Source organism: uncultured Microbacterium sp., assembly GCF_947488465.1.
In the GTDB taxonomy this organism is placed as follows: Bacteria; Actinomycetota; Actinomycetes; order Actinomycetales; family Microbacteriaceae; genus Microbacterium.
In genome coordinates this window covers 192,591-215,470 of sequence record NZ_CANKZA010000006.1, presented here as the reverse complement: position 1 = coordinate 215,470, position 22,880 = coordinate 192,591, and the positions used below count along the sequence as shown (strand labels likewise).

18 protein-coding genes and 2 tRNA genes are annotated in these 22,880 nt (G+C 67.7%); 12 read left to right on the top strand and 8 right to left on the bottom strand.

Translation table 11 applies throughout. The features are described 5' to 3' along the window. Nucleotide 1 precedes the first annotated feature (1 nt). Nucleotides 2-979, bottom strand: coding sequence for a UDP-glucose 4-epimerase GalE (gene galE, locus Q0653_RS13590; protein ID WP_298945200.1), 978 nt, complete (start codon nt 977-979; stop codon nt 2-4). Nucleotides 980-1,108: 129 nt separating this feature from the next. Between galE and Q0653_RS13585 the strand changes: the two genes are divergently transcribed. Then, nucleotides 1,109-2,872: a beta-galactosidase family protein gene (locus Q0653_RS13585; RefSeq protein WP_298945197.1), complete on the top strand. Its 1,764-nt coding sequence runs from the start codon at nt 1,109-1,111 to the stop codon at nt 2,870-2,872. 99 nt (nt 2,873-2,971) lie between these two features. On the opposite strand, the gene Q0653_RS13580 is transcribed toward Q0653_RS13585, so the two are convergent. The 4 genes from Q0653_RS13580 to Q0653_RS13565 all read right to left on the bottom strand — a co-directional run bounded on the left by Q0653_RS13580 (nt 2,972) and on the right by Q0653_RS13565 (nt 8,820). Then, nucleotides 2,972-3,733 (bottom strand): alpha/beta hydrolase fold domain-containing protein, encoded by a 762-nt coding sequence (locus tag Q0653_RS13580; RefSeq protein ID WP_298945195.1) that lies wholly within the window; start codon nt 3,731-3,733, stop codon nt 2,972-2,974. After that, nucleotides 3,730-5,964: a beta-galactosidase gene (locus Q0653_RS13575; RefSeq protein WP_298945193.1), complete on the bottom strand. Its 2,235-nt coding sequence runs from the start codon at nt 5,962-5,964 to the stop codon at nt 3,730-3,732. Before Q0653_RS13575 ends, Q0653_RS13580 begins: the two co-directional genes overlap by 4 nt. 546 nt (nt 5,965-6,510) lie before the next feature. Further along, nucleotides 6,511-8,154 carry a phosphoglucomutase (alpha-D-glucose-1,6-bisphosphate-dependent) gene (pgm, locus tag Q0653_RS13570; RefSeq protein WP_298945191.1) on the bottom strand — a complete coding sequence of 548 codons (1,644 nt, stop codon included), beginning with the start codon at nt 8,152-8,154 and terminating at the stop codon, nt 6,511-6,513. Between the two features lie 42 nt (nt 8,155-8,196). Beyond that, entirely contained in the window at nt 8,197-8,820 is a 624-nt protein-coding gene (locus tag Q0653_RS13565) for a hypothetical protein (protein WP_298945189.1), read from the bottom strand. A gap of 88 nt (nt 8,821-8,908) precedes the next feature. Between Q0653_RS13565 and pheA the strand changes: the two genes are divergently transcribed. Further along, on the top strand, nt 8,909-9,868 hold the full coding sequence (gene pheA / locus Q0653_RS13560; RefSeq protein WP_298945183.1) for a prephenate dehydratase: 960 nt from the start codon (nt 8,909-8,911) through the stop codon (nt 9,866-9,868). A gap of 187 nt (nt 9,869-10,055) precedes the next feature. Here the strand turns inward: pheA and Q0653_RS13555 are convergent, their stop codons facing one another. The 3 genes from Q0653_RS13555 to Q0653_RS13545 all read right to left on the bottom strand — a co-directional run bounded on the left by Q0653_RS13555 (nt 10,056) and on the right by Q0653_RS13545 (nt 13,880). Further along, nucleotides 10,056-11,096 carry an LLM class flavin-dependent oxidoreductase gene (locus Q0653_RS13555; RefSeq protein ID WP_298945181.1) on the bottom strand — a complete coding sequence of 347 codons (1,041 nt, stop codon included), beginning with the start codon at nt 11,094-11,096 and terminating at the stop codon, nt 10,056-10,058. Nucleotides 11,097-11,550: 454 nt separating this feature from the next. Then, on the bottom strand, nt 11,551-12,888 hold the full coding sequence (locus Q0653_RS13550; RefSeq protein ID WP_298945179.1) for a deoxyribodipyrimidine photo-lyase: 1,338 nt from the start codon (nt 12,886-12,888) through the stop codon (nt 11,551-11,553). Then, nucleotides 12,885-13,880 carry a diacylglycerol kinase family protein gene (locus Q0653_RS13545; protein WP_298945177.1) on the bottom strand — a complete coding sequence of 332 codons (996 nt, stop codon included), beginning with the start codon at nt 13,878-13,880 and terminating at the stop codon, nt 12,885-12,887. Before Q0653_RS13545 ends, Q0653_RS13550 begins: the two co-directional genes overlap by 4 nt. 35 nt (nt 13,881-13,915) lie before the next feature. Here Q0653_RS13545 and serS point away from each other — a divergent pair, with 35 nt between their 5' ends. From serS to Q0653_RS13495, 10 genes are all read left to right on the top strand, one after another. Beyond that, a complete protein-coding gene (gene serS / locus Q0653_RS13540; protein WP_298945175.1) occupies nt 13,916-15,181 on the top strand; it encodes a serine--tRNA ligase in 1,266 nt (421 codons plus the stop codon). Beyond that, nucleotides 15,178-16,095 carry an HAD family hydrolase gene (locus tag Q0653_RS13535; RefSeq protein WP_298945173.1) on the top strand — a complete coding sequence of 306 codons (918 nt, stop codon included), beginning with the start codon at nt 15,178-15,180 and terminating at the stop codon, nt 16,093-16,095. The genes serS and Q0653_RS13535 overlap by 4 nt, the downstream gene beginning before the upstream one ends. A gap of 96 nt (nt 16,096-16,191) precedes the next feature. Then, a tRNA-Ser gene (locus Q0653_RS13530) sits at nt 16,192-16,276 on the top strand. A 165-nt stretch (nt 16,277-16,441) separates the two neighbouring features. Further along, complete coding sequence (locus Q0653_RS13525) at nt 16,442-17,737, top strand: LCP family protein (RefSeq protein ID WP_298945171.1); 1,296 nt, start codon at nt 16,442-16,444, stop codon at nt 17,735-17,737. Nucleotides 17,738-17,814: 77 nt separating this feature from the next. After that, nucleotides 17,815-17,906, top strand: a tRNA-Ser gene (locus Q0653_RS13520). A 301-nt stretch (nt 17,907-18,207) separates the two neighbouring features. Further along, nucleotides 18,208-19,266, top strand: a complete 1,059-nt coding sequence (locus Q0653_RS13515; protein ID WP_298945169.1) for an SPFH domain-containing protein — start codon at nt 18,208-18,210, stop codon at nt 19,264-19,266. A 112-nt stretch (nt 19,267-19,378) separates the two neighbouring features. Continuing rightward, nucleotides 19,379-20,092, top strand: coding sequence for a hypothetical protein (locus Q0653_RS13510; RefSeq protein ID WP_298945167.1), 714 nt, complete (start codon nt 19,379-19,381; stop codon nt 20,090-20,092). 648 nt (nt 20,093-20,740) lie between these two features. Then, nucleotides 20,741-21,316 carry a hypothetical protein gene (locus Q0653_RS13505; RefSeq protein ID WP_298945164.1) on the top strand — a complete coding sequence of 192 codons (576 nt, stop codon included), beginning with the start codon at nt 20,741-20,743 and terminating at the stop codon, nt 21,314-21,316. Continuing rightward, nucleotides 21,313-21,774 (top strand): hypothetical protein, encoded by a 462-nt coding sequence (locus tag Q0653_RS13500; protein WP_298945162.1) that lies wholly within the window; start codon nt 21,313-21,315, stop codon nt 21,772-21,774. Before Q0653_RS13505 ends, Q0653_RS13500 begins: the two co-directional genes overlap by 4 nt. Nucleotides 21,775-22,320: 546 nt before the next feature. Beyond that, complete coding sequence (locus Q0653_RS13495; protein WP_298945160.1) at nt 22,321-22,842, top strand: DUF1877 family protein; 522 nt, start codon at nt 22,321-22,323, stop codon at nt 22,840-22,842. Nucleotides 22,843-22,880: the final 38 nt, after the last annotated feature.

Genomic DNA, 22,880 nt, shown 5'->3' with positions numbered 1-22,880 from the left:
CTCAGAGCGCGGCGCGGCGCGCTTCCCAGCCGGTGCGCACCATCTCGTCGACCGTGTAACGGTTCTGCCACTCGAGGTCACGCGCGGCGAGTTCGCCGGTCGCGACGATCCGATCGGGGTCGCCCGCGCGGCGGGGCCCGCTCTTCGGAGTGAAGGGGATGCCGGTCACCCGGGCCATGGCATCCATGATCTCGCGGACGCTCAACCCGTTCTGGGAACCGAGGTTGTACGCCGCCTCGACGTGTTCGCCGGCCGCGAGGCGCTGGGCTGCGACGACGTGTGCGGCAGCGATGTCGCCGACGTGGACGTAGTCGCGGACGTTCGTGCCGTCCGGAGTCGCGTAGTCCTCGCCGTTGATCTGAGGGACGTCGCCGGCGAGGAGCTTCTCGAACACGATCGGGAACAGGTTGTGCGGGCTCGTGTCGTAGACCGTGGGATCGGCGGAACCGACGACGTTGAAATACCGCAGCGAGGTATGGCGGAGCGGATGCTCGGAACCTGCTGTCGCGATCGCCTGGTCGCGCAGCAGCCATTCGCCGATGAGCTTCGATTCGCCGTACGGCGACGCGGGACGCTTGGGCAGATCCTCGGTGACGAGGTCGACGTCGGGCGTGCCGTAGACGGCAGCCGAGGAGGAGAACACGATGTTGTGGACGCCGGCATCCGCCATCGCCTGCAGGACGATCCGCGTCGCGTCGACGTTCTGCTCGTAGGTGTGCAGCGGCCTCGTGACCGAGACGCCGGCGTACTTGAATCCCGCGACGTGGATGACGCCCGTCACGCCGTGGGTGCGCATGGTGTTCTCGAGCAGGGCACGGTCGAGGATCGTCCCCTGGACGAACGGCACGCCTTCGGGCACGAAGCCCGCGTGACCGCTCGACAGATCGTCGATCACGACCGGGTCGATGCCCGCCGACGCCAACGCGCGCACGACGTGCGCTCCGATGTATCCCGCTCCACCCGTGACCAGCCAACTCATCTTTCGCTCCTCGCGTCGGGACCACTCTACGCGGTCGGGTTTCCCGTCATGTTTACGTCAACATGGTAGTCTCACGACATCCCCAGCGGCGCGGAGAATCCCCGAGCGCCGACGCACGGCAGGAGCAGCATGACCAGTCACACGTTCGAGATCGGCGCCGAGGACTTCCTCCTCGACGGACAGCCGCACCGGGTGATCTCGGGGGCGCTGCACTACTTCCGCATCCACCCCGATCAGTGGCGCGACCGCATCCGCATGGGGCGGATGATGGGGCTCAACACGATCGAGACCTACGTCGCGTGGAACGAGCACGCGCCGACGCGCGGTGAGTTCGACACGACGGGGCGCTTGGACCTCGCGCGATTCCTGCGGGAAGTGCAGGAAGAGGGGATGCACGCGATCGTGCGCCCGGGTCCCTACATCTGCGCAGAATTCGACGGTGGCGGATTCCCCGCCTGGCTGCTCCGCGACCCGGCGGTCGGCGTCCGCACGCTCGAGCCCCGGTATATGGCGGCCGTGAGCGAATACCTGCGCCAGGTCATGGAGATCGTCGCGCCGCTGCAGATCGACCAGGGCGGCCCGGTCATCATGCTGCAGGTCGAGAACGAGTACGGCGCCTACGGGTCTGACCACGCGTACCTGCGTGCACTGAGCGACCTGTTCCTCGAGACCGGTGCCACGGTGCCCTTGACCACGGTCGACCAGCCGATGGCGGACATGCTCGCAGCCGGCAACATTCCGGGCCTCCACGCGACCGGGTCGTTCGGCTCGCGCGCGACCGAACGCCTCGCGGCGCTCCGGCGCCAGCAGCCGACGGGGCCGCTCATGTGCTCGGAGTTCTGGTGCGGCTGGTTCGACCACTGGGGCGCCCACCACCACACGACCGACCCCGCGGTGTCGGCCCGGGAGCTCGATGACCTTCTGGCCGCCGGAGCGTCTGTCAATATCTACATGCTGCACGGCGGCACGAACTTCGGACTCACCAACGGCGCGAACGACAAGGGAGTTTGGCTGCCGACGATCACGAGCTACGACTACGACGCGCCGCTGGATGAGGCCGGCCGACCCACCGAGAAGTTCTGGGCCTTCCGCGAAGTCATCTCCCGCTACGCTCCGGTGCCCGAGTACGCGCGGCCGGATCGCCCGCCGTTCACGGTTCCGGAGACCGCGCCGCTCCGCAGCGTCGGCACGCTCAGCGACGTCGTCGCCCCCGACTGGCAAGAGCACAACGAGGTGCCGACGATGGACACCCTGGGGATCTCGCGCGGGCTGGCCCGCTATCGCGTGCAGCTCGATCGCGGCCCGGCGGCGGGTGTCCTCGCGTTTTCCGAGGTGCGCGACCGCGCCTGGGTGAGCCTGGACGGTCAGCCGGTGGGGGTGCTCGCCCGCGAGGACCACGCCTGGTCGATCACCCTCCCGCGGGGCGAGGGGCTGCTCGAGCTGCTGGTGGAAGATCAAGGCCGGGTGAACTACGGCCCGCGGATCGGCGAACCGAAGGGTCTGATCGGCCCAGCGACGTTCGCCGGTGAGTCGCTTGCAGGCTGGAATGCGTCTGCGGTGCCGCTGGAGCCCTTCGAGAACGGGTCCAGCCTGCTTTCGTCACACGGGGAGGCGCCACTCACCGCCGGCGCACACGTGTTCGAGGCGACGGTGGCGCTCGAGGCGCCCGCCGACCTCGCGCTGTCGACCGACGGGTGGGGCAAGGGGCTCGTGTGGGTCAACGGCTTCTGCCTGGGCCGCTACTGGCGATCGGGGCCGCAGCGCACGCTCTTCGTGCCCGCTCCCGTGACCCGCGCGGGCGAGAACCTCATCACGGTGCTGGAGTTCGACTCCCTCGGCACGCCTACCGTGCGCTTCGCGCCCGACATCGACCTCGGCCATACCGAGTTCTGACCGCACTGCGGTTCGGTCGACAGGAGATTCTGCGCCGAAGGGGCCGTGACGACCGGAAATCGCCCTCCGCGTGCAGAATCTCCTGTCCGCGAGACGGGCTCAGCGGCTCAGGCGCGCGGCGATGCGCGCAAGGGTGAGAGCAGCGGCCGGCCCGTCGGGCCGGTTGAGGAAGCCGTGGTCGGTGCCGGGCTCGATGCGACAGTCGACCTCGCGCCCCGCCGCGGCGAGGCTCGCGGCGAAGACCTCGGCCGACACGCGCAGTTCGTCGACCTCGCCGTTGATGATGAGCGTCGGCGGGTAGTCGGCGAGCTCCGCCGCCGTGGCCAGACCCGGCGCAGCCTCGACGGACGCCGTGGCTGCCGGAGCGCCGAGGTAGTTCTCGTACATCTCGCGAACGACCTGCGGTCCGAACCGGTCGGCGACCGGGTGATCGTCGAGAGCCTGGCGGAGGGGGGCATCGGGCACGGGCTGAATCGCCAGCAGGGTCGGATAGGCCAACACCACGAGATCCGGTGCCGCCGCGGTTCCCGCCAGACGGAACGTAGCCGCCGCGGCCAGGTTGCCGCCCGCGCTCGCCCCGCCGATCGCGAGCCGATCGATCCCGAATTCTGCGCGGCGCGCGTGGGTCCACCCCCACGCGCTCACGACATCGTCGAGAGGCACGGGAAAGTGGATGCCGCCGACCGCCAACCGGTAGTCGACACTCACAACGGTGGTTCCGGCGGCGGCCAGGGTGCGGGCCACGAAGTCGGCCTCAGGCATGTCGAGGTCACCGCCGGCGAACCCGCCGCCGTGCGCCCAGACGAGACCGGAGCCGTTCGGCGCGCTGGCCGGATAGACACGCACGAGTTCCGTGCTCATGTGGGGTCCACCCGTCGCCAGCTGCCGCGCTCGCGGACGACGACGGCGTCGAGAGCACACAGTTGTTCCGTCCCGATGCGCGCTCGTGCGGCCGCCGGAAGCCCGATCGTCGTCCGCGCGGAGAGCGGGAGGACATGCAGCGTGACGTTGCTGCCGGGGTGGATCCCGGCATCCACGACCGACACCGACCACCGCTCGCCGTCCCAGAATCGATCGTCGACCGTGTGCCCGTCGACGCGAACCTCGGCGACATCCCCCGCCCAGTCGATGTCGATCACGGCGTCGGCGTCTGGCGAGAGGGCACCCTCCGGCAGATCGAGCGAATACACCGCCGCGAATCCATCGATCGTGGGGCGGCTCGGTGCGCAGTGGCGTCTCTCGCGGAACCCGTGGTCGGTTGCAACGGCGTGCGGGTCGGTGACCAGCCGGGGCGTGAGGGCGAGGGATGCGGGCGCCTCAGCGGCGGGGAGCGCGAGCGCGCGCCACGCTCCGACGGCACCATCGAACACCTCGACCAGACGAGCACCACGATGCAGCAGCGCATTGCTGGACCAGGCGAGTTCATCAGCCGTGCGCAGCAGCGCGCGGCCCTCGGGCGCATCGCGCACCCACAGCAGGCCGGCGTCCGATTCCGGCAGGACGAGGATGCGTCCGCCCTCGGCGTCGAACATGCCCACGCCGGTATGAACGTCACCGTCGATCGAGACCCGCGGCTCGATCCCCGACTCAGCGACCAACACCAGAGTCGGGACGGCTCCCGGTAGCTCGGTCAGGAGCGACGCCGTCGCCCACTCGATCCGTGACCCGCCGACGCGCCACGCCACCGGCCACCGGGCGATCGTCCCGCTCGGAATCGTGACCGGCGGAAAGACCACCTCGGCGGAATCCAGGGTGACCCGCAGGGCGGCATCCACCGCCGAGACGGGCTCGTGCGGCTGATGCTGCGAGATCACGACGACACCCTGATCGCCGTCGGATCGTAGAGCCCACCGCAGGGTCGACCGGTCCGATTGTCCGTCCGGAAGCTCGTCGGGGAGCGTCGAGGTCATCTCGGCGAGCCGGTCGCCGAACGCGGCGAGGAAAGCGTGCTGCGCGCGCAGCGGCGCGGCCGAGGCGTGCAGGTCGCCGGACTGTCCGATGGGCGCGTGGAAGTCATACCCGAACTCGGGCATGTCGTTGGGGTACGCCGTCGCATGGCTTTCCTGCAGGTCGGGAGCGGGATTCACGCCCCCGACGTACATGAAATAGCCCTGCCACGCCGAGCCGTTGCCGATCGTCACATTGGCCAGCGCCGCGATATCGTTCGCGTCGAGGACGGGGCGGCGGTGGTAGGCCGTCGCCATCCCCGAACCCAGCTCGCAGGTCGCCGGCGGAAATCCGTGCAGATCGGTCTCGATGGCTCCGCTGTCGGCGAAGCCCTGCGTCGCGCGGACGTCGGCACCGACACCCGGGTCGTCCCATTCGTGCGAGAAGAAGAAGTGCGCACGAAAGCTCGGGTGCCAGTCGTCCTCCGGGTCGGCCCAGAACCCGTCGGCATAGCCGCTGAAGAGCGGGAACACCTCCCCGTCCGGCAGTTTCGCTCCTCCCCACGCCGTCGCTGTCCACAGCGGCGCCGACATGCCGGCCTCCCGGGCGAGCCGTTTCAGAGTCACCAGGTGCTCGGGCCGGTCGTAGAGCTCGTTCTCGAGCTGGATGCCGACGATCGGGCCGCCGGGTCGGGCGCGCCCGGCGAGGGCGCCGGCCAGCTGGTCGAACCACTCCGTGACGAGCTCCAGGTAGGCCGGGTCATCGCTCCGGTGCTCGATCGCGGCATCCTGCACCCAGTCGGGGAATCCGCCGTTGCGGACCTCGCCGTGCACCCATGGGCCGATCCGGAGGATGAGCTCGAGTCCCGCAGCCTCGACCTCGTCGACGAACGCACCGACGTCGAGGTTGCCGGCGAAGCGCGCGTCTCCCCGCGCGGACGAGTGATGGTTCCAGATGACGTACGTCGACGCCAGAGTGATGCCCGCGGCACGCACCTGTCGCAGCCGCTCTCCCCATCGTGCCCGGGGGAGTCGGCTGTAGTGGAGCTCCCCGGAGACGGGGACGAATCCGACGCCGTCGCGCAGCACCGCGCGATCGGTGACGGTCAGACCGCGAGCGGCTTCGCCCGGGGCGGGCATCGCTGCAAGCCCTGCGGGAGAGGTCCAGCCGCGATGCCGGACAGTGGTGCTAGACGAAATGTTCACGATGCCATTCTCCCCGCCGACACCACTGCGTTCGCGCGTGCGGTGTCGCTCACCGCTCTCGCGGGGAGCCCTGAAGCCTCGCTCGCAGAGCCCGCCCGCTGGCTCACCGAAGCCGGCGCCGCTCTGGCCGCATCATCGGGACTGGCACACCGGGACCATTGACCGGCCCGGGAGAACCTGCTCCGGCGTACCGTATTCAGGACCGTCGCCCGCGCGGGCGCGCTCTTACCGCGGAATACCGCGGAAGTGCGGCGCCGCCTCCGGCGTGCGTCCTGAATACGGTACGCGATCGTCGGCGCAAGGCCGGATGCCCGCACGCCGGACGGTGGGGGCATCGACCTGTGTCGGCGGACGCGTGGATGGCGGGCCGGCGGGGTCAGATCTCGCTGACCTGCACAACTCCTGCAGCAGCGAGAACCTCGCCAGCGTGCCACCGCGCAGCTCGGCGGATCGAGCGCCGTGGGACGCGAGCCGCTCCCCCCTCGCGCAGGACGTATTCAGGTCGCCGCCGATGTCGCCGCCGATCCCGCCGCCGGTGGGTCCGGATCACACCCCGCCGAGCGCCTCCGCGACGACGGCGCGCGCCTCGGCCTGCACCTCGCGCAGATGCTCCTCGCCGCGAAGCGACTCGGCGTACAGCTTGTACACGTCTTCGGTGCCGGACGGGCGGGCCGCAAACCACGCGTGCTCGGTCTGCACCTTGAGCCCGCCGATCGCCGCGCCGTTCCCGGGCGCGTGCGACAGCTTCGCCGTGATCGGTTCGCCGGCGAGCGAGGTGGCGGTCACCGCATCGCCCGAGAGCTTCCCGAGCGCTGCCTTCTGGGCTGTGGATGCCGGGGCATCCACCCGCTGGTACGCCGATGCACCGTAGAGCTCCTCGAGCTCCGCATACCGCTGCGACGGCGTTTTGCCCGTCACCGCGAGGATTTCGGAGGCCAGCAGGCACAGCAGGATGCCGTCCTTGTCGGTCGTCCAGACCGAGCCGTCCCGTCGGAGGAACGAAGCGCCCGCCGACTCTTCGCCGCCGAACGCCACCGAACCGTCGATGAGCCCCGGCACGAACCACTTGAAGCCGACGGGAACTTCGACGAGGGTCCGCCCGAGAGCGGCCACGACCTTGTCGATGATCATCGACGACACCAGGGTCTTGCCGACGCCGGCATCGGCGGGCCAATCCGGGCGGTGCGAGTACAAGTAGTCGATCGCGACCGCGAGGAAGTGATTCGGGTTCATGAGCCCGGCATCCGGGGTGACGATCCCGTGCCGGTCGGCATCCGCATCGTTGCCGGTGAGGATGTCGTACTCGTGCCGGCGCGCGACGAGCGACGCCATCGCCGAGGGCGACGAGGGATCCATCCGGATCTTCTCGTCCCAGTCGAGCGTCATGAACCGCCAGGTGGGGTCGACTTCGGGGTTCACGACCGTGAGGTCGAGACCGAATCGTTCCCCGATCAGCGCCCAGTACTCCACCGACGCCCCGCCGAGCGGGTCGGCGCCGATCCGGACGCCCGCCGTGCGGATCGCGTCGATGTCGATGATGTTGACGAGGTCGGCGACATATCCCTCGCGGAAGTCATAGGAGCCGTACGAGCCGGTCGGGATGTCGGCGAAGCGCGTGCGCGTGACGCCCTCCAGGCCCGCCTCGATCAGCGCGTTGGCCCGATCGGCGATCCATCCGGTCGCATCGGTGTCGGCCGGGCCCCCGTTCGGCGGGTTGTACTTGAAACCGCCGTCGCGCGGCGGATTGTGCGACGGCGTCACGACGATGCCATCGGAGCGGCCCGGGTCGGCCTCGCCGAGGAGCCGGTTGTACGTCAGGATCGCGTGCGAAAGCGCCGGAGTCGGCACCCACGCATCCCGTGAATCGACGCGCACATCGACGCCGTTCGCGACGAGCACTTCGATCGCGCTGCGCTCCGCGGGCCGGGACAGGCCGTGCGTGTCGCGGCCGAGGAAGAGGGGACCGGCGATCCCCTGCGCCGTGCGGTAATCGACGATCGCCTGCGTCGTCGCGAGGATGTGATCCTCGTTGAAGCTCGTCGACAACGACGACCCCCGGTGCCCGCTCGTGCCGAAGGCGACGCGCTGATCGGGGATCGCGGCATCCGGCTTTCGGTCGTAGTAGGCGGCGATCAGCTCATCGATGTCGATGAGGTCGGATGCTTCTGCGGGCTGTCCTGCGCGGCTCATGAGCCCAGTCTGCCCCGTTCGGGCCTCTGTGTCAGGTTGATGTCAGCGGTGCAGGGTCGTCGTGACCGGTGCGTCGCCGACAGAGCTGGTCAGGACGAGGGTCGAGGGAGAGCAGGTGAAGGTGGCATTCGCCAGCGGAGCGCCGCCGATCTGGTCACCGATCGTGCCCGGGTCGGTGGCGACACCGGCGATCGTCGCGGAGATCTGCAGATTTTCGGTGGAGTCGTTCTGCGTCGCGATCGTGTCGCCCCTGACGGTGTACGACCCGTCGATGGAACCGGCGATGTCGATGAGGATCTGAGTTCCGGCGACATCGGCCGTCAGTTGCACGTCAGGCAGCCAGGAATAGGTACCGTCGGCGCGCATCGACAGGCCCGCGCTGCCGACAGGGGTGAAGGTCGCGCCCGCCCCGGCGAGCGCGGCGTTGACCTGGTCGTAGTACGCGACCAGGTCGGCTTCGCTCGTCGTCCAGTCTCCGATGACGCAGTCAGCGGCGGATGCCGGGGCGCTCGCGCTGGGTGTCGCGCTCGGCGTCGCACGTGCGGTTGCAGAAGCGGTCGCCGACGCCGATGCGCCGGGCTCCGGCTCGGGAACGCAGCCGGTGAGTGTGAGGGCGCCGAGGGCGAGGAGTGCCGCGACGGTGCGGCAGGTGCGGAACGCGGGCATGAGGGGCTCCTTCGTGCGGGGGCAGGCGGTGCACGGCCAGCGTACGCGACGGCCCGCCGCCCATCCGCCCGCACTAGGCTTGTGCCCCGTGAGCCTTGATCCCGGTGTGCCCGTTCGTCGCACCTACAGCTATTTGGGCCCTGCCGGCACGTTCACGGAAGCGGCACTGAGCCAGGTGCCCGAGGCGCGGGATCAGATCTGGCGTCCCGTCCGCAATGTGGGCGAGGCGCTCGCCGACGTCGTCGAAGGCCGGTCGGATGCCGCCATGATCGCGATCGAGAACTCGGTCGACGGCGGAGTCTCCACGGCGCAGGATGCCTTGGCCACGATGCCCGGGCTCCGCATCATCGGTGAATATCTCGTGCCGGTGAATTTCGTCCTCGTGGGGCGGCCGGGCACACGCCTCGCGGACGTGTCGCTCGTCGCCGCCCACCCCGTCGCCTACGGCCAGTGCTTGCAGTGGCTCTCGTCGAATCTGCCCGAGCACGCGCACCTCCCGGCGGCGAGCAATGTCGCTTCGGCGGTCGGGATCGTCGACGGGGTGAGCGAAGCGGATGCGGCCATCGCCCCGCCCGGCATCCTCGAGCACTACGACCTCGAACTGCTGGCCGAAGATATCGGCGACAACGCGAAGGCGGTCACGAGGTTCGTGCTGGTCAGCCGCACGGTCGCGGCCCCTGCACCGACGGGCGCCGACAAGACGTCGTTGATCGTCGAGCTTCCCGAGGAGTATCCGGGCGCACTGCTCGAGCTGCTCGAGCAGTTCGCGACCCGAGGGATCAACCTGTCGCTCCTGGCCTCTCGTCCGATCGGCGACGAGTTGGGCCGCTACCGTTTCGTCATCGACGCGGATGGACACGTCGAGGATGAGCGCATGGCCGATGCCCTGCTGGGCCTGCGGCGATTCAGCCCCAAGCTGATGTTCCTCGGGTCATACCCGCGCGCGGACCGCGCAATCGTGCGGTACCCGGATCGCTATTCCGATGACGTGTTCGTTGAGGCTCGCGATTGGCTGCGCGGCCTGATCTCGGGCGAGCCCGAGGTCTGATCCGTCCGCGGCTGTTCCCTCGGGGTCCGTGCGATCCCGCGCACCTGAACAACTCCTGCGGCTCGCCGCGCGCTGACGCCGCGACGCGCACTCGGACCACGAAATCGCGCGGCTCCTGCGGCGGCCGGATGAGCGGCTTCAGGAGTTCCTCAGGACGCCGCGCGGACACCGTGAGCCGGGGCGCCCCTCAGGCGACGAGATGCTCCAGCGTCTGGATGCGGCTGTCGGCGCGGTCCATCGGCTCGGAGTCGTACGCGCCCGCGACCGGCGAGACCATGATCTCGTCGACGTTGAAGCGTGCGGCAAACGTCGCGAGCTGTGCGCGGACATCAGGGCCGGTCCCGACGAACGAGCGCGAGCGCATGCCGTCGAGCACCGGTGCGGCCAGTCCGTCGTTCGCCTCGGCGGCCGCGGCCTGCTCGACGGTTTCGAGCGCGACGAGGGGCCGTCCGCCGCGCAGGCGCGCCATCATGCGGGCTTGCGGCAGCATCCGCTCTTCGGCTTCGGCGTCGGATGCCGCGGCGATGACGTTCGCCGTGAGGAACGTCCGCGGTGCGGCCAGGTGCTCTGACGGCTGGAACTGAGTGCGGTACAGATCGACGGCGCGCTCGAGTCCCTCGCCCGAAAAGTGATTCGCGAAGACGTAGGGGAGTCCGAACGCGGCCGCGAGTTGCGCCGAGTAGTCGCTCGAGCCGAGCAGCCAGACCTCGGGGGTGCCCGTGGCGGCCGGCGTGGCGTGGACGTCGTAGGTGCCTCCGGACGTGAACCTCAGGGTCGCACCTTCGCCCGAGAGGAGTCCGATGATGTCGCGGATGTGCTCGGGGAACTTGTCGACGTCGCTGGTGGTGCCGCTCATCCGGAGGAGCTGCGTGATGACGGGGTCGCTGCCGGGAGCGCGGCCGATGCCGAGGTCGATGCGTCCGGGGGCGATCGCCTCGAGCGCGGCGAACTGTTCGGCGACGACGAGGGGGGAGTGGTTCGGGAGCATCACGCCGCCGGATCCGAGGCGGATGCGGGTAGTCCGCGCGGCGGCAGCGGCGGCGAGCACCGGCGGCGTCGTCGACGCGACGGCGGGCATGTTGTGGTGCTCGGCGAACCAGTAGCGGTGATACCCGAGGCGGTCGGCGCGGACCGCGAGGTCGAGCGAGGCTGCGACGGCCTGCACACTGGTCTGCCCCGTGCGCACGGGAACGAGGTCAAGGACAGAGAGTGCGGGGGAGGTGCTCATCCCCTACCCCAACGCCCATTCCCTCTCGCCCATTCCCTCTCTGCCATTCCCTCTCTGCCATTCCCGCGAGTCGCCCCTTCCGCGCGCCCCCACCGCCGCGTCGCCCTCTCCCCCGACCGCCACCGCCACCTCCCCGGCTTGCTCCCGCCCACCCGGTCCGTATTCAGTCTGGCCGCGTCGGCTGGCGCGGCCCCGCCGCGAGATTCCGCGGCCCGGCTCGCGTCAGTGCGCGCTCCAGACTGAATACGGCACGGGGGTGTGCCGCGCTTCCTCGTGGACCGCGCGGGCGCAGCCGGCCTCCGTACCGTGTACAGGATCGCTGCTGCGGTCCGCGTGCGCACGCCGCGTGATTTCAGGGCCGCACTCGCCTCGGCGAGTGATTCATCCTGCGCACGGTACGGTGGCGCGTGGCCACACGCCCCCGATTCCCGCAGGAGGGCTCACGCCAGCCGGCTCAGGACCGGCCGCCCGCCTTCACGGCCTCGTAGGCCGCGAGCGCAGCGCGTCGCGTCTCGCCGAGGTCGACGACCGGCTCGATGTTCGCCGAATCGGGCGCCCACGCCCCGATGTACTGCCCGTCACCGTCGAACTTCTTCGCCTGCAGCTCTGGATTGAACACGCGGAAGTACGGCGCGGCATCGGCCCCGGAGCCGGCGACCCACTGCCAGTTGAAGGGATTGCTGGCCGAATCAGCGTCGACGAGCGTGTCCCAGAACCATTCCTCGCCGCGGCGCCAGTCGATGAGCAGGTTCTTGACGAGGAAGGATGCCGTGACCATGCGCACCCGGTTGTGCATGAAGCCGGTGTGCCAGAGCTCGCGCATGCCGGCGTCGACCAGCGGCACCCCGGTCTGCCCCCGCTGCCACGCGTGGAGGCGGTCCTCGGCGAGCGGTGGCCAGGGGAAGGCGTCGAAGGCCGGCCGCAGATTCTTCGCCGCGAGCTCGGGAAAGTGGAACAGGGTGTGCCACGCGAACTCGCGCCACCCGATCTCGGAGAGGAACCCGCCGATCGGTGCCTCCGACGACATCGCAGCGTCCCACACGGTGAAAGGGCTCAATTCACCCCAGCGCAGGCGGGGCGAGAGGAGCGACGTCGCGCCGGCGGCCGGTTCGTCGCGCGCCCGGTCGTAGGTCGCGGCGTCCTCCTCGAGGAACTCGCGGAGCCGAGCTCGGGCGGCCACTTCCCCCGGGGCCCACCGCTCGCGGAGTCCGGCTGCCCAGTCCGGTCGGGTCGGCAGAAGCCCCCACATGGCGAGGTCGTCCCCGTCGAGCACCGGCCCGGGAAGCGCGCGCGGTTCGGCGAGCGGCGCGCGCGGCGCGGGCAGCTGCCGGCATGCCCGCCAGAACGGGGTGAACACGCCGTAGGGCGTTCCGGCTCCCGTCTTCGCCGTCCACGGCTCGAAGAGCAGCGACCCGGCGAACGAGGCGACGTCGACCCCGTCGCCGCGCAGTCGGGCCTTCAGATCGGTGTCGATCTCACGCTCGGGGCCGCCGTAGCGGCGGTTCCAGAACACAGCGGTGGCGCCGGCATCCCGCGCGACGGAAGGAACGACGTCGGCCGCCGGCCCTCGCCGCAGCACCAGCGTCCCGCCCTTCGCGGCGATGCGCTCGCCGAGCTCGGCGAGGCTGTGGTGCAGCCACCAGCGCGCGGCTCCGCCGAGCGGGCGGATGCCCGGCGATTCCTCGTCGAGGACGAACAGCACGACGATCGGTTCCCCGCGGTCCGCCGCGGCGCGCAGCGCGGGGTTATCGGCCAGGCGAAGATCGTCGCGCAGCCAGACCAGAGAGGTCACGTGGCGGCTCCGGGGTGTCCCTTCGGGACCGCGATGAGGAGTCCGCCGGCGACGATCCGGCAGGTCATCGCGGTGCCTTCACCGAACTCGTCGCCGTCGAGCTGCACGTGCTGGGGCTCGTCGGTCGAGAGCTCGAGCCCTCTGCCGCGGGCGTAGCGCACCGAATTGTCCTTCGTGCGCAGTCGCAGCACGCGCCGCCCGGCGCGCGTCTTGTTCAGCACGCTGTTGTCCCACGCGACGCGTCGCCACACGGCGAGCCAGCCGAACGCGCTCTTCGGCTGGAAGATGACGACGTCGAGCTCTCCGTCCGACACCGACGCCTCCGGGATGAGTTCGAGTCCGGCTGGCAGTGAGCCGCAGTTGGCGACCAGCACGCTCTGTACGCGCGCCCGGTGGAACCGGTGCCCGGGCACCCGGTAGTGCACGAGAAACGGCTTCGCGCCGACGAGGGAGCGTGCGGCGCCGCCGATATACGCGAGCCATCCGACCTTCTTCTTCAAGTCGCCGCTGGTGTTCGCGATCATGGCCGCATCGAGCCCCATCCCGCCCATGACGACGAAACCGTGCTCGGCAGACTCACCGTCGACCCGGGTGATGCGCGCGAAGCCGATGTCGATCGGGCGGTGCTCGCCGGTGAAGGTCGCTTCGACCATCGCGTCGGGATCGGCGAGGGGAAACCGAAGGTTCCGCGCGAGGAGATTTCCGGTGCCGCTCGGCACGATCGTCAGCGGGATGCCGGACCTGCTCATCGCCTCGCTCACCGCGCGCACGGTCCCGTCGCCGCCGGCGACGAGAACGGCGGTCGCGCCTTGCGCGAGAGCCTCGCGGGCCAGGCCGTTGCCGGGCTCCTCGACCGTGGTTTCGAAGAAGAGGGGTTCTCCCCATCCGGCGGCGGCGCTGGCGTCGGTGACCGTCGAGCGGAGGGCCTCGGCATCCACTTTGATCGGGTTGTAGACGAGCGCGGCGCGCTGCGAGGCGGGGGAGTCGGTCATGAGGCTGAGGATACCCGGCGCTCTAGACTTGACCGGTGATCGATCTCGCCTTCCTCCGTGACCAGCCGGACCTCGTCAAGCGCTCGCAGGAGGCCCGCGGCGAGTCGCCCGACACCGTCGATGCCGCCCTCGCCGCCGATCGGGAGCGCCGCGCAGCCATCACCACGTTCGAAGAGCTCCGTGCCGCACAGAACGCGCACGGCAAGACGGTGGCTCAGGCTCCGAAGGAGCAGAAGGCTGCGCTCGTCGCGGAGGGCAAACAGCTCAGCGAGCGGGTCAAGCAGGCGCAGGCGATCGCCGCTGCCGCCGAGGAGGTCGCCGAAGCCGCGCTCAGCAAGATCGAGAACATCGTGATCGACGGTGTTCCCGCCGGCGGTGAAGAGGCTTTCGTGACGCTCCGCACGCACGGCGAACCGGCATCCTTCGATTTCGAACCGCTCGACCACCTCGAGCTCGGTGAGAAGCTCGGCGCGATCGACATGGAGCGCGGCACGAAGGTCTCGGGGAGCCGCTTCTACTTCTTGACCGGCATCGGCGCGCGTCTCGAGTACGCCCTCATGGCGCTCGGGTTGCAGAGGGCGGTGGATGCCGGGTTCATCCCGATGATCCCGCCGACGCTCGTGCGGCCCGAGGTGATGAAGGGGACCGGGTTCCTCGGTCAGCACGCCGATGAGGTGTACCGCCTGGAGGGCGAGGACCTCTATCTCGTCGGCACGAGCGAGGTGCCCCTCGCCGGCTACCACATGGGCGAGATCATCGATCTCGAGGCCGGACCCAAGCGCTACGCCGGATGGTCGACGTGCTACCGCCGCGAAGCCGGCTCGTACGGCAAGGACACCCGCGGGATCATCCGCGTGCACCAGTTCAACAAGCTCGAGATGTTCGTCTACACGGCCCCGGAGGATGCCGAAGAGGAGCACCTGCGCCTCGTCGCCCTGCAGGAGCAGATGCTGCAGGATCTCGGTCTCAGCTACCGCGTGATCGATGTCGCCGCCGGTGACCTCGGCTCGAGCGCCGCGCGGAAGTACGACGTCGAGGCCTGGGTGCCCACGCAAGGTGCGTATCGTGAGCTGACCTCCACGAGCAACTGCACGAGCTACCAGGCGCGCCGTCTCGATGTGCGCTACCGGCCGGACGGGGGCAAGACCGCACCGGTCGCGACCCTCAACGGCACGCTCGCGACGACGCGCTGGATCGTCGCCCTGCTCGAGACACACCAGCGTGCCGACGGCTCGGTCGTCATCCCCGAGGTGCTCCGCCCGTACCTCGGCGGCATCGAGGTCGCGGAGCCGATCGGATGAGCTCTACCCACCTCCCCGCCACCGGGTCGATCGAGATCGTCCCGGAGGCTCAGGCTGCCGCGCTGGTCGAGGACCTCGCCGACGAGGCGGAGGATGCCGGGGCGCCCATCGAGCGGTTGCTCATCGCGCTCGATGTCGACGGCACGGTGCTGCTCGAGGACGAGACCTTGAGCCCGGGCGTCGTCGAGGCGATCGCCCACGCGCATCGCGCCGGCCACGAGGTCATGCTGGCGACCGGCCGGGCGTGGGAGAGCACGCGCGGCATCCAACGGGTGCTCGATCTCGCGCCCGACTACGCCGTGTGCTCCAACGGTGCCGTGATCATGAAGCGGATCGACGGGGACTTCGCTGAGGAGCTGCGCTACGAGCGTTTCCACATCGAGACGTTCGACCCTGCCGAAGTGCTGACCCTCCTCGGGGAGCACCTGCCGGACGCCAACTACATGGTCGAGCTCGCCGACGGACGTCGCCGCTACACCGGTGAGATGGACGACTGGAATCTCGCTCACGCACAGCGAGTGAGCTTCCACGAACTCGCCTCGCAGCCGGTCTGCCGCGTCGTCGTGGTCTCGCCGGAGGACACCGACGAGGACTTCGTCGACCTGGTCGCCCGCATCGGATTGAACAAGGTGTCGTACGCGGTGGGCTGGTCGGCGTGGCTCGACATCGCCCCGCAGGGTGTCGACAAGTCCACCGCGCTCGAGCGAGTACGCACGTGGTTGGGCGTCGATCCTGAACATGTGCTCGTGATGGGCGACGGTCGCAACGACGTCGGGATGTTCCGCTGGGCGCGCGAGCACGGGGGGCGCGCGATCGCCATGGCGCAGGGGCCGGACGAGGTGCGAGCTGCGGCATCCGAGACGACAGCATCCGTCTACGCGGGCGGAGTTGCGGAGATTTTGCGAGGTCTATAGGGGTTTTCAGCCGGTCCACAGGCGCTTTCCGTGACAATGGGGAGAACGCGGTCGACTAGACTCAGCGCTGTTCGACGGATGCTTCGGCCTCTGTCGGGAGGGTTGTCCGAGCGGCCGATGGACCTGGTCTTGAAAACCAGTGGGCAGCAATGTCCCGTGGGTTCGAATCCCACACCCTCCGCTGGTTGGGAGGGGGCCCCGGAGGGGGCCGCCTCGCAACCAATTGGGGCTGAGGTTCGAACCTTCAGGTGGGCCCACGCCGTCAGAGGCTCCGATGAGCGCGCAGCGATCATCGGAGAGACGGTGGGGACGAATCCCACACCCTCCGCTTTCGAAAGGATCCCCCGTGAGTTCACGCCCCGAGGGTAAGGCGTCTTCGCGCCGTCAGCCCGTCGCGCGTCACGGAATCCTGCGGTCCCCGAACCCGTTCGTGCAGATCCTCACGATGCTCGGCGCGATCGTCGCCGTCGTCGTGGTGAGTGTCGCCGCGGTGGGTGGCTTCTACCTGTGGGATGCCGCGCGCGCCGTCGCCGATTCCGGTGTCTCGATCGGTGAAGACGAGGCTGCTCTGCCGCCGAGCATCGGCGAGATCGAGGGCGGCGTGAACATGCTGCTCGTCGGAACCGACTCGTGCGAAGGGCAAGACCTCGCTCTGTTCCCGCGGTGCGCCGCGGCGGATGCGGAGGGCGAACGCAACGATGTGACGATGCTGATCAACATCAGCGATGCTCCGCGACGAGTCACCGTCGTCTCCTTCCCGCGCGACATGATCGTGTCGATCCCGTCGTGCACGGGCGAAGACGGCACGCAGTATTCGGCGATGAGCGCCCAGATGATCAACGTGTCGTACATGTATGGCGGGCTCGCCTGCAGCGTGCTGACGGTCGAGAAGCTCACCGGTGTCGACATCCAGTTCGCCGGCGCGATCCGGTGGACAGGCGTCATCAACATGTCCGACGCGATCGGGGGTGTCGACGTCTGTCTCTCCGATGACATCAGCGATATCCACACCGGTCTCGATCTGGCCGCGGGGCAGCACACACTCGTCGGCGCCGAGGCGCTGCAGTTCCTCCGCATCCGCCACGGCATCGGCGACGGGTCCGACCTCGGTCGCATCTCGAACCAGCAGCAGTTCATGAGCTCGATGGTGCGAAAGCTCCAGTCGGACGGCGTGCTGGCGAACCCCGGCACGCTTCTCAACCTCGCAAACACCGCCGTCAAGCAGGTCACGAGCGGGCAGTTGGTGCTCAGCGACACGCTCGCGAATCCGCAACGGATGGTCCAGATCGCGATGGCGGTGCGGAGCGTGCCGTACGAGGACATCGTCTTCGTCCAGTATCCGACGGCGTACGCCGAGGGTGGGCTGCGGGTGCTTCCCGTGACCTCTGATGCGGATGTGCTCTTCGCTGCGCTCGCCGCAAATCAACCGCTGCAACTCACCGGATCGACGAGTGACGGCAACGGCACGGAGGTCGTCGGCGAAGCCACGGCTCCCACGCCGACCCCGACAGCGACGCCGGCGCCGGGATCAACCGAGGCGCCGCCGGTCGAGCCCGCACCGACCGAGACCGCGGTCGCGTTGCCGAGCACCGTGACTGGCCAGACCGCCGCGCAGGTCACCTGCACGGTCGCCGAGCGGTAGGCCGGCTCGGTTCGGCAGATCCCGCCGAAGCAGTTATGATTGCCGAGTGCATCCGCGCCGTTTCGCGCGGATGTTCTGGAGACGTCGCATAGTCCGGCCTAGTGCACCACCCTGCTAAGGTGGAGTTCCCTTTTGGGAACCGAGAGTTCAAATCTCTCCGTCTCCGCCACTCAGAACATGGCTCGAAACCCGCGGAATTCCGCGGGTTTTCTGCTAGTTCGGCGATGCGCTGAAAGCGCTTCTGCCACATTTCTGCCACGAAACAGTCAAGACCTCCCGCCGCAGCTCGCGGACAGCCTCCCCGGCATCATTCGGGACGCGACCCCATGCGAGGATGACGATAGGCATTTCGACCGCCCGAGGGCGGGTGCCGAGTCGCCGGCCGGCGTAGGTAAGTTCAAGGAGGAACCAGTAGTGGGGCTGATTCAGGGAAAGACATCATCACCTCCGGGCCGTTCGATGAGCGAACCGTGGTGGCGCCCGGACTTTTCCGTCAGAGCAACACGGGTCGCGGGGTAAACCGCCGCGGTTCCGCCGATGTCATCTCAAACGGGTCGAAGATCTTTGTTCCAGAGAACACTGCGGCGCTGATCTTCGGCGAGGGCGGGGTCGAGGAGATCGTCACCGAACCGGGTGGATACGAGTACCTGTTTGGCCAAGCCAGCGTTTTCGCGGGAGACGGCGTCGTCGAGTCCGTCTTCCGGCAAGCCGCCGAGCGCTTTGGCTACGGTGGCCAGACAGCCGATCAGAAGTGGGTCTCGTTCGTCAACCTTCGTGAGTTGCGCGGATTGAAGTTCGGAACTCGGGCGCCGATGGCGTATCACGACCTGTTCTACAACGCCGATCTCGAGCTCACCGCCTTCGGCTCGTTCGTCCTCCAGGTCGTCGATCCTGTGACCTTCGTGCGGAACTTCTTGCCCGCCAATAGTCGGCACTACAGTTTTGACAGCCCAGGTGCTCAGGAACAGATCTCGGCGGAGTTCCTGCAAGCGTTCATCACCGCCGTCAACGCGCTTTCGCGAACGCGTCGACTTCCCGAGATGCCCGCGCACGCTGGAGAGATCGCACATGCGATGGCGGACGACAGTGGCGTGCTGGGCTCCTGGATCACCCGATACGGACTCGACCTTGTCAACGTCGGCATCGAGAACATCGAGTTCTCGACGGCTTCGCGAGAGCTCGTCCGGCAGTTCGCATCCAACCGCCTAAGTGTGTCTGCGTACGAAGGCGTCTCCCAACAAGCGTCGAACGTCCTGGCCCAGCAGAAGATCGCCCAGGGCATCCAGGATCACGGGTTAGGAGACGCCGCGGGACTCGCGGTCGGACTGGGGGTAGTGACTGGACTCAACCCCATGAACGCCGCGCCGGTCGGGTCGCCCGTTGACTCCGGGGCAACCTCAGCTCCTGCGCCAGCGTTGTCAGTTGATGAGCAGACTGAGACCGTCAAGAAGCTGAAAGAACTCGCCGACGCTGGGGTCCTCACCGATGATGAGTTTCAGGCAAAGAAGAAGCAAGTCATGGGCTTATGACGCGGCTCGCCGTTTACGCGGGCAGAGGCTGAGTGCAGTACGGACATGCGCGAGTAATGCCGACGATCACTTCAGAGCGGGCGCCGCAACTTGGACAGGTCGCAACAGTCTTGTGGGCACGCTCTGGCGTGAACTTCTTACCGACCTTGGCTCAGAGGTCGCATCCATCGAGCGAGGCCCGCAGGCGCGGACCGTCGCCGAGTTGACGGATTTTGCCGTCGAGGTGAATGAGCCCAGACGCGCTGCATTCTCGATCCGCGGCGGGGCTCGGAAGCGCAAGTTCCCCGCGATGGCAAACATGCCCGCGTTTGTGAGCAAGATACCCGAGTGGTCCACCAAGTTCGTCGCGCAATGGGGAGCGGGCCAGGGGAGAAACCTCGCGGACTCTTCGGGGACGTTTGGACATACCGCTGTAAAGGGGCTCGCATCCCGACTGGGGATCAAGTTGAAGCCGTGGCAGGCCGTGAAGACTGCGGACAAGGTGGGGCGGGTCGCCAAGCACGCGAACAAGATCGGCGTGGCGCTAAACATACTCGAAGGGGGCAAGGTCGCTATTGACGAGATTGCCCAGCTCCAGGCTGAGCGCCGGCGGCAATCGCGCCGCCGGACTGTCGTGAACGGGGTCATGTCAGAGGCCGAGCGCGCGGCGACAGACCTGCACGCTGATGTTCGTGCCCAGATTGACGCAGAGTTTCGGCCGTACATCGCGGAGATTGACGGGCTACGAGGCCAGGTAGTCGCAGCGCAGGAGAACCGTAGTGCGGCGTCTCTCGAACTCGAGCAGATCAGCCGCGCCGCGAGGGATCTGCTCGATGCGTCGAGTTGAATTACTCGATCGGGATGGCAGGTTATCGCATCACCCACTCGTTTAGCAGCCGCGGGTGGTTTGCGAGCGCTGTTGCCCGACTACTGAGAGTCTGCGGCTTCGACGCGGTTGAGCAGCTCTCGATATCCGACAACGGATCCAACAGGTAGTAGGTGCTCGCGCTCGGCATTCCATTCGATGGCCGCAACGCAGATGTCGCTGTCGTTCGACGACAGGTGAAGTGGGGCGGTCGATCCCGTCGTGTGTCGCGCGTATACCGCTAGATCAATCGTGCGTGCCACTCGCTTGAGGTCGCGCTTCCAGATGTGTGATCGAAGTCCAAATGGCAGGTGGTGACTAGCAACCACGGCCACCGCCGTCCGTGCCAACTCTAGGTCGCCAACGTCGTCGAGTACGAGATGATGTTGTGTCTCGTTCTCTCCCAAGCTCATCACCTTTTCCCCACGCAGGTCGACGAAACATTCTACGCTGGCCACCGCCGTTCGCTCCAGAGTTACACGGATGTAGTTTGCGCTTCGCCTGGCGCTATGCTAGCGATCTGAGTGAATGGCCACGTGGAGGACTGGGGGTGTGTCACTGGTGGGGAACCGCGAATCCGAAGCGGCAGCACTAGCGGCGGCAGTGCACGGACTCCAGGAAGCAAGATCCATGCTCACTGGTCTTTGGCAACGCAGCGCGCAGGTCAGCGATGGACCCGAATGGCGGGCGCCTGACGATGTCGACTCCTACTTCGACAAGTTGGTCATCAAGGTCGCCCCTTGCTGCGCCAAGATCGTTGATCGCTATCGGGGTGCCTTTCGAGCGGGGGCAAGTCTTGATGCTTGTTACTCCGTCTTGAAGCGCGAACACCTCAGCGGCGAAGCTTGGCGCGACGAGGTAGATATATTCGCGGAGCTTTTCCCTCACCGTAAGCATGATGTTTGGCGTGTCCCCGGCCGTGCGCGCAGGTCAATCCGTAAGCGCACGCGTCGCGGGCTCGATCGAGTTCCCATTGAGACCAGCGAGGAACTCATTGCGACTCTCGATTGGATTCGGAACGAGATCAAAATCCATCTCGGCGAGCGTAAGTCACGTCTTCGCAAGAAGCGACTCCGTCCTGCGGCCCGTGCGCTCGATGGGGTGCTCATTCTCGTTCGGAACGGGAGCGCGCCAGGCGTCGGGACGTTCCGCTTCTCGTACTCCATCATGGCGGGCCACGTCGTGGGCGCCCGGGCTATCGAGTGAACTTTGATCCGGCCGTCTTCGGCTCCGTCGCCGCTTACCTCGCCGTAGCAGTCTCGCTGTTCAACACGTTTTGGTTGGTGAGGAACCAGAGACTCGACAATCGACGTGCAATTGCGGCGGCTAAGCATGCGGTCCTCGTTGAGGAGGGGGCCTCCACCTTCGCCGTCCAAAATCACGGAGAACATGCGATCAGTAAGGTGCAACTCCTGGATCGGAGAGGTCGTTCCACAGAGTTTTCCTATATTGCCGTGCCGAGCGGGGGCCGCCACACATTTCAGGTCTCTTGGGCGGCGCTGGAGGACGATCGGCGGCCCGCCGGGCTGCGCTACGAGGACTATCAGGGTGTGAGTTGGGTAAAGATGGTTGACGAGGACCCGCGTCGTGTCAGGGACTTCTATAACCGGCTGGAACGCACGTGGCATATCCTCAAGAGGCGGGTTGGCATGGGAGGTCACTAGTCATCTTGTAGGATGGCGCCGTTTCGGGACCATGGACGCGGGGGCCGTGCGTGAAACCCGGTCGTCGATAATCCGGTCGAGCGGGCAGCATACGGGCTGCCACGTTTCTGCCACGAATCGAATCGAACTCACCTGATCGAGGAGCACATCCGCGACTTCAGAACCTGCGGAATCATGCGGTTTCGATCAGCTCGATTGGCATCGGCGCGATTTCAAATCCCTCCGTCTCCGCTCTGAAAATCCCTGATCAAGGGCTAATTTCTTCCGCTTCTGCCACCAAATCTGCCATTTCTGCCACGTTTGCGGCGTGGTTGGCGTTGGGCAGTCTTGCGGTTGTGCGGGAGTCCGCTGAGCGTTCTGCTCGCTTGGCGCGTGCCGGTCGCGTGGTTGCAGCCGCATGAACGGAGGACCGAGAGCGCAAATCCCTCCGTCTCCGTTGGTGCCGCAGCCCGCGTCTTCTCCTCCACAGGGAGAACCTCACGCGAGTTGTCCCCAGGCGGTCGCTGAGCGTGAACATGAACATGCCCCGACCTCGATGCTTGAGACATGGGAATCCGCTACTACGCATATGCCTTCGACGCCGAGCGTGCTCAGCAGGCCATCGATGACCCAGACAGCATCTTGTCGAGCGATCCGCTCGCGGACGCCTGGGGGATGGAGCCTCACGCGAGCGTGAGCGTCGCCACTTTCGAGCAGGTGTCGCCGAAGAGCGACATGCTCTACCTCGACAAGGCGTGGTCGGCTCTGCAATCGCTCACCCGTCCGATACCGGATGCTCGCGAAGAGGCCCCTGCTTACAGCATGTTCGAGGGACGCGTCACGATGCGTGGCATGGGCTGGGACCCGTGGGTCAGGACGGTCCTCCCCGAGGAGATCCCGGCGATCCGCGACGACCTCTGTGCGTTCGACGAGCCAAGGGTACGCGCGTGGGCGGTCGGATGGCGAAGCCCGTTCGGCGCGGACGATGGGGATGAGATCCGCTACGTGCTCGACTTCCTCGAGCGCGCCAAAGAGTTCGTCAAGGCGCTCGCCGATGACGGGCGGGGAATGGTCTACATGATCGGCTGAACCTGCCGAAAGGTCGCCGCGGGTCACGATGTCGTCTG